Raw genomic sequence first — 12515 nt, forward strand, 5'->3', positions numbered from 1 at the left:
CGAGTCAGCCCCAGGGATCCACGAGGGGAACACCGAGGGGCTCGAAGTCCTTGACGTTGCGCGTCACGACCGTCATCCCGTGGACGGCGGCCGTGGCGGCGATCAGCGCGTCCCTCTCGGGCCGGGGATCAGGAACGTGGAAGTGAGCCGCGTGCCTGGCGACCGCCAGGTCCACGGGAAGGATGCGGCCTGAGAACACGGGAAGCAGATCGTTCTCCAACCATCCGGTGAGCCGATCCGCCTGCGTGGCATCCTTGCGCCGTAGCCTGCCGATCCCGATCTCCACCTCCAGAACGGTGAGTGCGCTCAGGTGCATGTCCACGGGGGACCGGGCTGCGATCCACGCACGGACAGCGGGGTCTGCGCGTGCCGCTGACTTCCTCAGCTCGCTGATGACATTGGTGTCGAGCAGGTAGGTCACAGTTCCGGGACCCGGGGAGAGATGCGGGCGGGCTCGAAGTCCACCTCGATGTCCTCCTCCATGCTCAGGCGGTCCACCAGGGACTCACCCGAAGTGGTGAGGCGCCGGAACTCGTGGATCGACAGCAGCACGTAGGCCGGTTCGCCGCGGTCCGTGATGAGGACGGGATGCTCATTGGCCGCCCGTTTGGCTGCACTGACGTCGCGGTTGAACTCACGGGCCGTGATGGATGTCATGTGAATCTCCCGTAGGTACGTACCTGCAAGGCTAGGTGACCGGAGGAGGGAGGGCAAGAGGATCGTCACGGCCCGCGGTTCTCGCAGCCCTCCGCGCCGGTCAGCCAGTCCACCAGGTCCGGCCACACGGTGGTGCCCACATTGCGGCGGAGCAGGCCGTGGTGACCCACCCGCTGGGCCCCCAGCTGCTCGGGCGTGAACGTCCTGTGCTCCACGCGGGCGGCGGTCAGGTGGGAGGTCAGCGCGCGCATCTGCGCGGGGCTGGCCCAGGGGTCGTCCGAAGCACCCAGAGCCAGGACGTCCTGCGTGACGGCGGCGGCACGGGCAGCGGCGTCCATCGAGGGGTCGTCGAAGAAGTAGTTGCGGTGCCGGGCCCAGTTTCCCCACTCGGCCATGGCCGCGGTGGGCATGTCCTCGCCGATGCCCAGCCGTCTGCCGGGCATGTACCCCAGCGCTCGGCTCAGGGTGGGGCCTACCGCATGCAGCATCAGGGCCACGCGCAGCCGCTCCATCGGCGGGGTCAGGGTGCGGGTGTCCGCCACGTGGGAGGACACCACCGCGAAGCGGTCCAGGTGCTCCGTGCCGTGCCCGAGCACGAGGGCGTGCCCACCAATGCTGTGGCCCACCGCGGTCATCGGCAGCCCGGGGAAGTGCGAGTGAGTCCACTGCGCGACGGCGGGGACGTCCGTGGCCATCCAGTCCCGCATCCGCAGGTGCTCGTGTCGGCGCGGATCTCCGGAGCGTCCTGTACCCCGGTAGTCGTACGTGACCGCGGCCAGCCCCCGCGAGGTGAGGTATTCGGCAATGCTCGAGTAGAACCGCTCGGGGGTGGCGGTCGCCGGGTGCAGCACCACCACTCCCGTGGGCTCGGTGGCCGGTGTCCACACGGTCCCGCGAATCACGTCACCGGCCACGGGCAGGTGGAGGTCCGAGCGGGAGAAGTCGGCAGTGGCGCCGGTCACGGTGTCCATGGACGCCACTGTAACCGGCGAGTAGATAGGCAGGAGGCATCGGGGGGGACCCGGGAACCGGTGCCGCGCGGGCGCCCCCGCAGGGGAGCTGAGCCGCGCCGGGAAAGGTTGGACGAGCGTCGTCGTGGATGCGGCAGCCAGTGGCCGCGAACGGGGGTGGTGGGCGTCAGTCCAGGTAGAAGGCCGCGGCGTTGTTCCAGAAGACGTCCGCCACCTGCTCCGGGGTGAGCACCTCACGGATGAGGTCCAGGTCCTCGGGGCGGAAGGGGCGTCGGGCCCGCGTGGAGGGCAGGTCCGTGCCGACCATGAGCGCGGTCGGGTCCGTGGCCACGACGGCCCGGATGGTGGCCGCCGGGTCCAGCTCCACCCGTCCGAACCCGGTGGCCTTGACCTTGACACCGCGCTCCACGAGGCGCAGCAGCGCCGGGAGGCCGTCCTCGTGCATCCCGAGGTGGTCGATGCTCACCGCGGGCAGCGCCGCGATGCGGGGGAGGAGGGCGTCGTCGATGGCGCGGGCGTCGATGTAGAGCTCCGCGTGCCAGCCCACCAGGTGGTGGACGCGCCGCGCCAGGCGGTCGAGGTCGTCGAGATCCGCCGAGCCGCCGCGAGCCACGTTGAATCGCACCGCGCGCACACCTACCCCGTGCAGCCGCTCGATCTCCCGGTCGCTCGTGTCCACGGGGATCTGTGTGACACCCACGAAGCCCGGCCCGAGGGCCGCCAGGGCATCCACGAGATAGCCCTGGTCGAAGGCCTGGAAAGACCCGGAGACCACGGCCCCGCCCTCGATGTTCAGCCCTGCGGTGCGATCGCGGTAGTCCGCCACCGTGAACGGCTCCGGCAGGAACCCGTTGTTCTCTACGAGGGGGTGGGCGGGGTCGACGATGTGCAGGTGGGTGTCGAACAGGCGCTGGACCATGCGGGTCTCCTTCGAAGCGGTGCGATGCTGCGCGGGTCAGAACGGGTGGAACGGGGCGGGGGCTCGGGTGCTAGTCGACCACGGATCGCGGGGCGGCGGCATCCGTGGGTCGCGTCCCCACGAGTGCGACGCCGCGCACGAGTGCTCCCGACACGGCCAGGCCGCCCGCGAGGAGGAGGGCCGCCACGGCGTCGTGCTCGCCGAGCGCCCCGCCCGTGAGGAACCCGCCCACCAGGCAGCAGGTGACGATCCAGCGGTAGGCCGCCCAGGCCCTGCCCTGCTCCTGCGTGGACACCCCCGTGAGGAGCGTGCGCGAGGCGGCCGCGTTGAACACCCCGTTCGCGGCACCGCCCAGCAGGAAGAGGGGCGCACCGAGCCCGAACCCGGGCAGCCCCAGGGCCAGGACGAGGAAGACCGCGCCCATGCCGCCGGCGCCCGTCACGAGCACCACGGGCGCCGACCACCGCGGCACCCGGCCGGCGGCCTGGCCACCCAGGACCACGCCGAGCCCCCACAGGCCCCACGCCGCGCCGACCCACGCGGGGTCCCACCCGGCGTGGTGGGTGAGCACGAAGACCCCCGAGACGCCCTCGACGGACGTGGCGAAGACCGTGCACGTCAGCAGGGCCACCCCGGCCGCCCCGAAGGCCGCCGGGTGCAGCAGGCGGCGCAGGCCGAGCAGCGCGCCGCCGCCGGGTGATGCGTCCACCGGCAGGGGAGCGCGGCCGGTGACGCACACCGCGATCACGGCCAGCAGGGCGAACGTGGCGGCGTTGACGCACAGCAGCGGGGCGATTCCACCCACTCCGAACGCGATCCCGCCGAGCGCCGCACCGCACGCCTGCGAGAGCCCGTTGACCGTGGCCAGGTGCCCGCTGACCCGGCGATGGTCACGGCTGCGCACCGCGATGAGCTTGTTCGCCACGGGCGCGGTCAGCGCGGAGACGGCGCTCACGGCGGCCACGCACACCACGATCACGGCGTCCTGGCGTGTCACCGCCATGACCAGGAAGAGCGTGGCCTGCACGCCCAGGGAGGAAGGCCACCACCACCAGCGCAGCGCCCGGTCCACGAGCACCCCGCCGAACAGGCCCAGCCCGACGGCGGGCACGGTCTGGGCCAGCAGGATCGCGGCGAGCAGGTGCGGGGCGCCGGACTCCGCGGCGCGCAGGGAGAAGGCGATCGCGGCGACGTCGTCACCGCACGCGGAGACGAGCAGCCCCACCAGCAGGACGGCGAGGGACACGTCCCGGGGCGTCCGCGGCGGGGTCACGAGCGGTCGCTGAGGTGCAGGGGCAGCCAGAGGGTCTCCCACGCGGGGGTCTCCTGACTCTCGGACGCCGAGCGCCCGGGCAGCTCCTCCGGCAGCCAGTAGACGCCGGACGCGCGCTGCAGGTAGCCGTACTCCACGAGCTCGCGCCGCCAGAACGCCTGGTCCTCGACCACGGTCAGCAGGATCCGGTTGACCTCAGGCTCCGAGTAGGTGCGTCCCGCGGGGATCAGAGAGATCAGGTGCAGCAGCACGAACACGCGGGGGCGCCGACGAGCAGGGGTGTCCACCAGGCGCCCGTCACGGACGAACCGGGCGAGCACCCTCCGGTACTCGGCGTGGGCCCGCTGCCAGGCAGCGGCATCCACACCGGCGGGGGAGGGCGGTGCGGTGGCGGCGGCCTGCTCGGCAGGAACGGGTGGGGTACCGGGCCGGGCGTCCGGGGCCGACGCCGCGGTGCTGGGGACCGTGGCCCGGGAACCGGACGCGGCGGCGTCGTCCTCCGGAGGGTGCCTCTCCCGCAGAAGGTCCGCACGGGCGGAGGTGTAGTTCTGGCCGGTCGCGCTCATGCGGGCGCGCACCAGGTCCTTGAAGTCGCTGTGGTGAGTCATCTCGTACCTCAGCCGTGCAGAGCATCCCCAGCGTGCTCGCCCGGCCGGACGAGGTTCTTCAGCACAGTGCGACCCGAGAATTCTCTCCCCTTCGCCACGGCGCGGGAGCTGGGGTCCGTGCGCGGGCTGGGCGCTGGGTCGCGCCGTCTGCAGGCGAGTATGCCACACGTCACAGACCTGGGGGGGGCGAGGGATCAGCGGGGGCTGTCACTGGCGCAGCGCGGCGAATCCTTCGACTGCCATCCACAGGCCCACCAGCCCGGCGACCCACAGAAACGTGATCTTGGCTTCCCTCTCCAGGGTGGGGATCAGGGTGTCCAGCTTGGGCCAGATGCGGTCACCGAGCACCGCCGCGCCGCCGATGAGAACCAGGGCGGGCAGGATCATGATCACGCAGTATCCCGCGAGCAGGACAAGACGTGCGGGCCACCCGATGTCCATGGCGGTAATGATCCCGTTGGCGGCGAGGTAGGGGACCATGGTCGCCGCCTCGGTCAGGGAGGCGCCTGCTCCCAGCGCGATCATGGCTCCCGGGTGCAGGGATCGCGGTGCCGGGCGGGGACGGGACCGCTTGGCGGGATCGGGGGCGAGAACTCCGAAGAGGAGCAGCCCGATTCCGGCGATCAGCTTGAACCACTGGGCCGGGGCGCTGGCCCACAGGTGGGATGCCACATCCGAGAGGATGTCGAACCCGAGCGCGATCGCGACTCCCAGGGCGAAATAGATCAGAAGGACGGTGGCGAAGTAGAACGCCAGGGGTGCCACGTCCACGCGCCTCCGGGCGATGACGAGGACCAGGGGAATCACCAGGGTTCCAAGGCTCATGCTGTCCAGCAGGGCCAGGCCGATCAGCGGCAGGATGTCTCCCACGACGCCTCCTCGCGACGGTGAGCTGTTCTCGTACGATTGTATGAGACACCTGCACCATACACTTGTATGAGAGATGAGGTGGACATGAGGGGCACAGCAGAGGGGCCGGGAACCACTCCCACGCGGGAGCGGATCGCGGAGGCGGCCATCCGGGTCATCGACCGGCAGGGATTCGACGTGGTGAGCGTGCGGAGCGTCGCGCAGGAATCCGGGTTGTCCGCGGGGACCGTCCAGTACCACTTCGGTTCCCGCCGGGAGCTTCTGCTCGCGGCCCTGGACCGCTCCGTGGAGCGTCAGGTGCAGCGGGTGGCGCAGGCCCGGGGGGTGCACACTTGCCGTGCTTCGCTGACGCGCACACTGCGGGAGCTCCTGCCACTGGACGGTGTACGGCACGAGGACGCGGCCGTGTGGGTGAGTTTCGGGGCGGCGGCCTCCACACGGGAGTGGTTGGTGGAGCCCTACTGGGCTCACACGGAGTTGTTCCGGTCCATGGTGCAGGAGGCCCTGGAGCGTGCAGCGCACGAGGGCAGGCTCCGAGCGGGGCTCACACCGGGTGTGGCCGCACCTCTGGTCACGGCGCTGGTCAACGGTCTGACTCTCGACCATCTCAACGCACCGGGCCACGTCGGCGTGGAGATGGAGGCTGCGCTCGACCGGGGGCTGTCCCTCATCGTGAGCGACTGACGGGTCTGCACACCGGGGCCGTCCTCTCCCCACGCCGACGGGCCGGGGACCGAACGACCTGCCCCGGCCCGTCGGTGCGTGGTGCCGCGCCTCAGTTCGAGAACGTGTCCTGTAGCGTGCCCGCGGAGGACCACAGGGCCACGGAGTCGCCCTCGTCGTCCAGGGCCTCGGTGGCCAGGCCGTTGTAGTAGGCGTCCGCACGGTTGGTGCCGGGCCCGGTGTAGACGCGCAGCTGCTGCCCCGGGGCCAGGACGTAGCCGGGGCCCACCGTGAGGGTGTTGTCCTTGGTGTCCCGGACCCGGTAGCCGGAGACGTCCACGGCCAGCGCGGAGGTGTTCTGCAGGACCACGTGCTCCCCGTTCTCCGGCTGCAGGTCCCCGCCGAGGACGTCGTTCACCGCGCCCGAGACGCGCACGCCCGTGCTGTCCGGGAACGAGTCCAGGCCCTGCGCGTGGCGGGTGAACTGCACGGGGAAGTCCCCGGTGACCCGGTCCAGCCCCAGGGCCACCATCCGGTCGTAGGCCGCGGTCGAGTCCACCGTGTACACCCCGGCACCGAGCCCCGCCGCCTTGATGCGCCCCACCCCTGCGGCGTCCAGCAGGCGGTAGTCGGTGCCGAAGTTGTCCGCGTACGTGGCGACCTGCGCGAGGGTCGCGGCATCCGGCACCGTGTCCATGAGCTGCTGCAGCGGGACCTCCGGTGCCAGACGCGCGAACTGCTGGTTCGACGCCGCGTCGTAGCCCAGCACCTCCACCTTGCCGCAGTGCGCGAACCGGGCCCACGCGGGATTCCCGTGGAGGGAGTCCGCCACGACCTTCTCGATGCCCGGGGAGTTCTCCGGGGACTTGATCTCGACGAACACGCCGGTGCGCTCGGTGGCCACCCGGGCGGCGTCGTCGAAGTGGGGGATCTTCTCGCCCGCGAACGCGCCGGAGAAGTGGGAGCCGGCGTCCAACTGCTGCAGCTCGGCCCAGGTGAAGGACGTGATGGGGTCGTTCTCCCGCCCCGGGAAGACCTGCGCCACGTTCGTCGTGCGGGCGGGGACGTCGTCGTGGAAGACGAAGGGCACGCCGTCCGCGGAGAGCTGGACGTCCAGCTCGAAGTAGTCGGCCCGGGCGTCGCGGGCCTGGGTGAACGCGGAGACGGTGTTCTCCGGGGCGGTGCCCGCGGCTCCCCGGTGGCCGACCAGCAGCGGGGCGGGTGCGGGCTGGGGCGCGGTCACGGTCTGCTCGGACGAGCTGGGCGCTGCCGGAGCGGAGGCCCACGTGGGCGCCGAGAGCGGTGCGAGGACCGCGAGGGAGAGGGCGGCTGCGGTGCCGGCGCGGCGGAGCGCGGGAGCGGGGTGAGGGGTCATGCTGTGCCTTCCGTCAGGGGAATGGGTGGGTCCGGGGCGCCGGGCACCGCCGGGGCCGAACGCGTGCCACGGTGCTACCCCCGCGTAACAGCGAGCGGTCCGGAACGTGACGGGAACGTGAAACCCGCACGGGGGTCCGGAACGCGCGGGGCAGTGAGCGGGGGTGGAGCGGGCATGCAGGGGCGCCCGGGTGCAGCCCGGCCGGGTGTGTGCGGGTGAGATCGGTCCAGCCTCTCGGACGGATGGTCGCAGTGGGGCAGCGGGTGGCGCGGGCGCTCAGCCCAGAGGGTCGTCCGCGCCCCGGTGCAGGGCCACGCGCACCAGCCCCGAGGCGAGAACGGGCAGCTGCTCGGGGGTGACGAGGTCCGCGAGGGCGGAGGCGTCCTGCGGCAGGCCGAGGCGCCGGGCGCCGTCGAGCGCCTTCCTGTCCAGGTGCGGGGCCAGGACGGGCCAGACCCCCTGCGCCTCGCGCGCGAAGATGGCGGCGCCGGTGGGGCCGATGCCGGGGAACTCCTGCAGCCGTTTCAGGATGTCCTTCGGACCGTCGCAGGCCTCGCGCAGCCGTCGGAGGTCACCGCTCCAGGTGTCCAGGAGCAGGTCCGCGCCGTCCCGGAGCATGGTGGTGGTGCGCTCGTCGTAGCGCGCGTAGCCACCCCGACCCAGCGCGGCGATGAGCTTCCGGCGGGGCGCGGCGCGCACGGCTTCGGGAGTGCGGCACCCGGCCGCGAACAGCTCCCGCGCGGACGCCACGGCCACCCCGGCGCCGATGCGCGCGGAGAGCAGGTTGGCCAGCACGAGCAGCTGGTAGAGGGGAGCGGGGGAATCCTCCAGGGCGATCCCCGCCTCCTGCCCATAGGTGCGGTCGTGCCGCGCCAGCAGGGCGGCCACGGTCTCGGCGTGCGTTCGTGTCACGGCGGCGTACCTCTCGGTGCGGCCCGGGCGGGTGCTGCTCGGGGACGGGACGGGGACGACGGCGCCGCGGGACTTGCGCTACCGGGTCGCCCGGTCTCGGAACGGGAAACCACCCTACGGGCCGGGGGAGACCGCACGGAAGTCGGGCGTGTTGCCCACCCGCGGCGGCCGGCGCCTCCGCGCGGACGCGCCTCACGCCGCGGGGGAGGGGGCGATTCCGCTGGTGGCCGAGACCCTCGTGCGGGTCGGAGTCGGTGAATACACTGATGAATGATGCCGCCCCGTGAGCAGGTGCCCCCGGGCGCCCTCGGGCGGCGGTGAGCTCTTCAACCGGACACAACGGAAGGCAGCGCCATGGCAGAGACCAACGAGAACATCGACAAGGTCCGTTCGATCATCAAGGGCACCGGCATCGCCATGCTCACCCACGTGGACGACCACGGGCACCTGATCTCCAAGCCCATGGCCACGCAGGAGGTGGACTTCGACGGCACGGTGCGCTTCATTGCCGAGCGCTCTTCCGAGCAGGCCCTGAGCATCACGCAACGCCCCGACGTGAACGTCGCCTACTCGGGCAACGGTGCGTGGGTGTCGCTGAGCGGCAGGGCTCGGATCGTCAACGACACGGACAAGCTGCGCGAGCTGTGGAGCTCCTTCTCGGGCTCCTGGCTCGAGGGCGGGCCGGAGAACCCCAACAACATCCTCATCGAGGTGGACGGCGACACCGCCGAGTACTGGGACAGCCCGGGAAACAGCAAGGTCACCCAGGTGGCCAACCTCCTCAAGGCGAAGGTCACGGGCGAGACCGTGAACGGGGAGAACGAGGTGGTGGATCTCTGATCCACACCTGATGAGTGGGGGCCGCGCTCGCCGGCGGTGGGCGCGGCCCCTGTCGCCATCCCGTTCCCACCCAGGGCAAGCCGGCCCCGGGCAGGGGCTGACGAATGCACGACCCAGCCCGCGGCGGTGGGCGCTGAAAGGACACGGAATACGATGGAGACCTCCCTCAACAGCGGCTGGACCTTCCTGAACCAGATCGACTTCCCCTCCGAAATGGCGCCGTACCTGGTGCCGGGGGAGTCGCCGGTCGCATCCTTCAAGACCGTGCGGGACACCGCCACCTTCACGAACCGGCGCCTCATCGTGCGGGATGCCCAGGGGCTGCGGGGCAAGAAGATCGAGACCTACTCCATTCCCTACTCGAGCATCAGCATGTGGTCCACCGAGAACGCGGGCACCCTGGACGTGAACGCCGAGATCCAGCTCTGGACGCGCGCGGGGACGGTCAAGATCAACGTGGGCCGCAACATCGACGTGCAGGCCCTGGACCAGCTGATTTCCCGGTCCGTGCTCGGCTGACCTGCGCCGGAGGTGTCCCGCGCCGAGCGGCGCCTACCATGGGGCATGACCGTTCGCATGCTGACGATCCAGACCCTCGTGCCCGAGACCGTGATCCGGCAGGAGGACGTCACGCGGCTCTTCGCCGAGCAGCCGGGGATGACCCGGCTGGGTTCCCGGCTCGTGCGCTCCGCGTTCGGCGGCGCCGGGGTGGCCACGCGCCACACCGTTCTGCCGGAGCTGGGTGTCGCGGCCGCCAGCGCGTCCCATCCCGATTCCGCGCCCACGGCGGGTGCCGAACGGTTCACCGTGGACGACGACGCCCGGGCACCCCAGCGCGCCGCGCACCGCCCCGTGGCGTCCACGAACGGCGACGCCGCGCCGTCGCCGTTCGTGGACCCGGCCACCGGGCACCTGCTCTCGCCGGGGACGCACGCCCGGAACCAGCTCTACACGCAGCACGCCCGGCGCATGTTCGTGGCAGCCGCACGCCGGGCGCTGGAGGCCACGTTCCCGGGAGTCACCGCGGCGGACGTGACCCACGTGCTCACGGTGTCCTGCACCGGGTTCTTCGCTCCCGGCCCGGACGTGCGGGTGACCAAGGACCTCGGCCTGCCCGCGGACGTCAAGCGCATGCACCTGGGGTTCATGGGCTGCAACGCCGCCTTTCCCGCCCTGCAGGCCGCCCACGCCGCGTGCCGCGCGGATCCCGACGCCGTGGTGCTCGTGGTGGACGTGGAACTGTGCACGCTGCACCTGCACGTGCGCAACGACCCGGACACCGTGATGGGCAATGCCCTGTTCGCGGACGGAGCGGCCGCCGCCGTCGTCACGGCCCGGGACGTCGCGGGGACGGGGCCCGCACTGGAGCTCGTGGACTTCGAGACCACGCTGGCTCCGGTGGGCGAGGACGAGCTCGCATGGAGCGTGGGGGACGAGGGCTTCGAGATGATCCTGGGGACCTACGTGCCCCGCATCATCGACGACCACGTCACGGATGCGCTGTCGCCGCTGCTCGAGCGCACGGGACGCTCCGTCGAGGACATTCCGCGGTGGGCGGTGCACCCGGGCGGGCGCAGCATCCTGGACAGGGTGGAGGGCCGGCTCGGCCTCACGCAGGAGCAGATGGCACCCTCCCGGGACGTGCTGCGCGAGGTGGGGAACATGAGCAGCGCCACCATCCTCTTCGTGCTCGCCCGCATCCTGCGCACGGCCACCCCCGGTGACGTGGCGGCCATGGCGTTCGGCCCGGGTCTCAGCATCGAGAGCGCGCTGCTGCGCGTGCTCCCCGGGGATGACGTCGCGCGGTGAGGGATCCCCTGCTGCGCACCCGCTCCGTCTCCGAACCCGAGCTCATGGACGACCCGGCGTGCGATCCCGTGGCCCTGGACAACACCTACCGGTTGTTCGGCGTGATCAACCCGCTCGTGGCCTCGTGGCGCCCGGTCTACCGGCGGTTCCTGCGGCCCGTGCTGCGTCAGGCCGCGCGGGAGGGCCGGGTGGCCACGGTCCTGGACGTGGGCTGCGGGGGCGGCGACGTCGCGCGGGCCGTCTCGCGCTGGGCCGCCCGGGACGGGGTGGTCACCCGGGTCACCGCCATCGACCCGGACGAGCGGGCCATCCGGTGGGCCCGCGCCCACGACCGCGGTGCGGGAATCGACTACCGGGCCGTGGCCAGCGGGGAGCTCGTGGCCGCGGGGGAGCGCTTCGACGCGGTGCTCTCCAACCACCTGCTGCACCACCTGGGAGCCTCCGGCCTCGCGGCGGTGCTCGAGGACTCCCGGGCCCTCACCACGGGGGTTGCGGTGCACAACGACCTGCGCCGCAGCCGCGCCGCGTGGGTGCTCTACTGGCTGGGCACCCTGCCCCTGGCACGCGCCCGGACGTTCGTGCGCTTCGACGGGCTGCTCTCGATCCGCCGCAGCCACACCCCCTCGGAACTGGCCGCAGCACTGCCCCCGGGGTGGCGGGTCGTGCGGCAGCGGTTCTTCCGGCTGCTCGCCGTGCACACCGCCCGGAACCCGGCCCCCGCTCGGGCGGGCCGGGACTGAGACCAGGCAGCCGTGGAGCGCCCGGGCCGGACGTGGCCGCGCGCGGGCCGGCAGGACCGAACTCAGGCGGAGCCGGGCCGCGTGTCCTGGTCCCAGCCCTGCTGCGGGGTGTCGCACGTCTCCCGGAACACGAACTGGGAGGGGCGCTTGCGCTCGCGGCTGGACCAGTCGATCGCCGGGCGGTGGGTGCGCTCGGGCACGTAGCCCAGGCGGTAGACCGCCATCAGCTCCAGGTCCTCCGGGACGTGGAGCATGTCCACGATCCGCTGCCACTGGTGCGGGGCCTCCATGGGGAAGGACACGAACTGGATGCCCATGCCCAGCTCCACCGTGGTCAGCCACAGGTTCTCCATGGCCGCACCCATGCTGAACACCGAGTAGAAGCCGGACAGCTCCTCGGGGCGGTACTCGCCGCGCTCCAGCATGACCCCGATCAGCAGGGGTGAACCCGCCACGAGCTTGCGGTTCTCCTCGCCCAGCGTCTGCGGCACGCGCAGCTTGTTCATGAGCGCCTGGCCGGACGGTGTGAACGCCCTGGAGGTGAACGGGCGCAGCAGGGCGGGCAGCCTGTCGAACAGCATGCCGCTGCGCAGGGTGTCCATCTCCTTCTGGCTGAACCGGAAGTACTTCTTGTAGCGGTCGAAGAACGTGCCCGCGCCCATCACCTCGGTCATGCTCTCGCCACTGATGCGCGCGATGGTCTCGATGGTGCCCCGGTCCTCGATCAGCACGAACCGCCACGGCTGGCTGTTGAACTGCGACGGCGCCGCGGCCGCCGCACGGATCAGCAGCTGCTGGTGCTCGGGACTCACGGGGTCCGGGCGGAACGGGCCGTTGGTGGTCCTGCGGTTGAAGACCGCGTCCAGGAATTCCACGAT

15 protein-coding genes are annotated in these 12515 nt (G+C 71.8%); 5 read left to right on the forward strand and 10 right to left on the reverse strand.

Annotated features, from left to right (window positions below):
- Window positions 1-4 precede the first annotated feature (4 nt).
- The 7 genes from EAE32_RS04800 to EAE32_RS04830 all read right to left on the reverse strand — a co-directional run bounded on the left by EAE32_RS04800 (window position 5) and on the right by EAE32_RS04830 (window position 5298).
- A complete protein-coding gene (locus EAE32_RS04800) occupies window positions 5-421 on the reverse strand; it encodes a type II toxin-antitoxin system VapC family toxin (RefSeq protein ID WP_121864334.1) in 417 nt (138 codons plus the stop codon).
- Entirely contained in the window at window positions 418-657 is a 240-nt protein-coding gene (locus EAE32_RS04805; RefSeq protein WP_121846535.1) for a type II toxin-antitoxin system Phd/YefM family antitoxin, read from the reverse strand. Before EAE32_RS04805 ends, EAE32_RS04800 begins: the two co-directional genes overlap by 4 nt.
- A gap of 65 nt (window positions 658-722) precedes the next feature.
- Window positions 723-1628, reverse strand: coding sequence for an alpha/beta hydrolase family protein (locus EAE32_RS04810; protein WP_121864791.1), 906 nt, complete (start codon window positions 1626-1628; stop codon window positions 723-725).
- A gap of 166 nt (window positions 1629-1794) precedes the next feature.
- Window positions 1795-2547 (reverse strand): amidohydrolase family protein, encoded by a 753-nt coding sequence (locus EAE32_RS04815; protein WP_121846543.1) that lies wholly within the window; start codon window positions 2545-2547, stop codon window positions 1795-1797.
- Window positions 2548-2617: 70 nt separating this feature from the next.
- Window positions 2618-3820, reverse strand: a complete 1203-nt coding sequence (locus EAE32_RS04820; protein WP_165860444.1) for an MFS transporter — start codon at window positions 3818-3820, stop codon at window positions 2618-2620.
- A complete protein-coding gene (locus EAE32_RS04825; protein ID WP_121846765.1) occupies window positions 3817-4428 on the reverse strand; it encodes a DUF2087 domain-containing protein in 612 nt (203 codons plus the stop codon). The genes EAE32_RS04820 and EAE32_RS04825 overlap by 4 nt, the downstream gene beginning before the upstream one ends.
- 207 nt (window positions 4429-4635) lie before the next feature.
- Complete coding sequence (locus tag EAE32_RS04830; RefSeq protein ID WP_121846766.1) at window positions 4636-5298, reverse strand: GAP family protein; 663 nt, start codon at window positions 5296-5298, stop codon at window positions 4636-4638.
- A gap of 84 nt (window positions 5299-5382) precedes the next feature.
- On the opposite strand from EAE32_RS04830, the gene EAE32_RS04835 reads away from it, so the two are divergent.
- On the forward strand, window positions 5383-5982 hold the full coding sequence (locus tag EAE32_RS04835; RefSeq protein WP_121864336.1) for a TetR/AcrR family transcriptional regulator: 600 nt from the start codon (window positions 5383-5385) through the stop codon (window positions 5980-5982).
- Window positions 5983-6073: 91 nt separating this feature from the next.
- Here EAE32_RS04835 and EAE32_RS04840 read toward each other — a convergent pair whose 3' ends face one another.
- On the reverse strand, window positions 6074-7336 hold the full coding sequence (locus EAE32_RS04840) for a glycerophosphodiester phosphodiesterase family protein (RefSeq protein ID WP_121864337.1): 1263 nt from the start codon (window positions 7334-7336) through the stop codon (window positions 6074-6076).
- A gap of 276 nt (window positions 7337-7612) precedes the next feature.
- Entirely contained in the window at window positions 7613-8248 is a 636-nt protein-coding gene (locus EAE32_RS04845; RefSeq protein WP_121864338.1) for an HhH-GDP family DNA glycosylase, read from the reverse strand.
- Window positions 8249-8602: 354 nt separating this feature from the next.
- On the opposite strand from EAE32_RS04845, the gene EAE32_RS04850 reads away from it, so the two are divergent.
- The 4 genes from EAE32_RS04850 (at window position 8603) to EAE32_RS04865 (ending at window position 11637) form a co-directional block, all read left to right on the forward strand.
- A complete protein-coding gene (locus tag EAE32_RS04850) occupies window positions 8603-9088 on the forward strand; it encodes a pyridoxamine 5'-phosphate oxidase family protein (protein WP_121845962.1) in 486 nt (161 codons plus the stop codon).
- Window positions 9089-9241: 153 nt separating this feature from the next.
- Window positions 9242-9607, forward strand: a complete 366-nt coding sequence (locus EAE32_RS04855) for a PH domain-containing protein (RefSeq protein WP_121845963.1) — start codon at window positions 9242-9244, stop codon at window positions 9605-9607.
- Window positions 9608-9652: 45 nt separating this feature from the next.
- Complete coding sequence (locus EAE32_RS04860; protein WP_121864339.1) at window positions 9653-10897, forward strand: type III polyketide synthase; 1245 nt, start codon at window positions 9653-9655, stop codon at window positions 10895-10897.
- Window positions 10894-11637, forward strand: coding sequence for a class I SAM-dependent methyltransferase (locus EAE32_RS04865; RefSeq protein ID WP_276309562.1), 744 nt, complete (start codon window positions 10894-10896; stop codon window positions 11635-11637). The genes EAE32_RS04860 and EAE32_RS04865 overlap by 4 nt, the downstream gene beginning before the upstream one ends.
- 62 nt (window positions 11638-11699) lie before the next feature.
- Here EAE32_RS04865 and EAE32_RS04870 read toward each other — a convergent pair whose 3' ends face one another.
- Window positions 11700-12512 (reverse strand): nitroreductase family protein, encoded by an 813-nt coding sequence (locus EAE32_RS04870; protein ID WP_121845965.1) that lies wholly within the window; start codon window positions 12510-12512, stop codon window positions 11700-11702.
- Between the last annotated feature and the right edge of the window lie 3 nt (window positions 12513-12515).

Origin of the sequence: Kocuria tytonicola (assembly GCF_003687175.1) — a bacterium.
In the GTDB taxonomy this organism is placed as follows: Bacteria; Actinomycetota; Actinomycetes; order Actinomycetales; family Micrococcaceae; genus Kocuria; species Kocuria tytonicola.

Bases quoted from the DNA above. Each gene is read 5' to 3' on its own strand.
- EAE32_RS04805 (WP_121846535.1), bottom strand. From the start codon at position 657: ATGACATCCATCACGGCCCGTGAGTTCAACCGCGACGTCAGTGCAGCC.
- EAE32_RS04810 (WP_121864791.1), bottom strand. From the start codon at position 1,628: ATGGACACCGTGACCGGCGCCACTGCCGACTTCTCCCGCTCGGACCTC.
- EAE32_RS04815 (WP_121846543.1), bottom strand. From the start codon at position 2,547: ATGGTCCAGCGCCTGTTCGACACCCACCTGCACATCGTCGACCCCGCC.
- EAE32_RS04825 (WP_121846765.1), bottom strand. From the start codon at position 4,428: ATGACTCACCACAGCGACTTCAAGGACCTGGTGCGCGCCCGCATGAGC.
- EAE32_RS04835 (WP_121864336.1), top strand. From the start codon at position 5,383: ATGAGGGGCACAGCAGAGGGGCCGGGAACCACTCCCACGCGGGAGCGG.
- EAE32_RS04840 (WP_121864337.1), bottom strand. From the start codon at position 7,336: ATGACCCCTCACCCCGCTCCCGCGCTCCGCCGCGCCGGCACCGCAGCC.
- EAE32_RS04850 (WP_121845962.1), top strand. From the start codon at position 8,603: ATGGCAGAGACCAACGAGAACATCGACAAGGTCCGTTCGATCATCAAG.
- EAE32_RS04855 (WP_121845963.1), top strand. From the start codon at position 9,242: ATGGAGACCTCCCTCAACAGCGGCTGGACCTTCCTGAACCAGATCGAC.
- EAE32_RS04860 (WP_121864339.1), top strand. From the start codon at position 9,653: ATGACCGTTCGCATGCTGACGATCCAGACCCTCGTGCCCGAGACCGTG.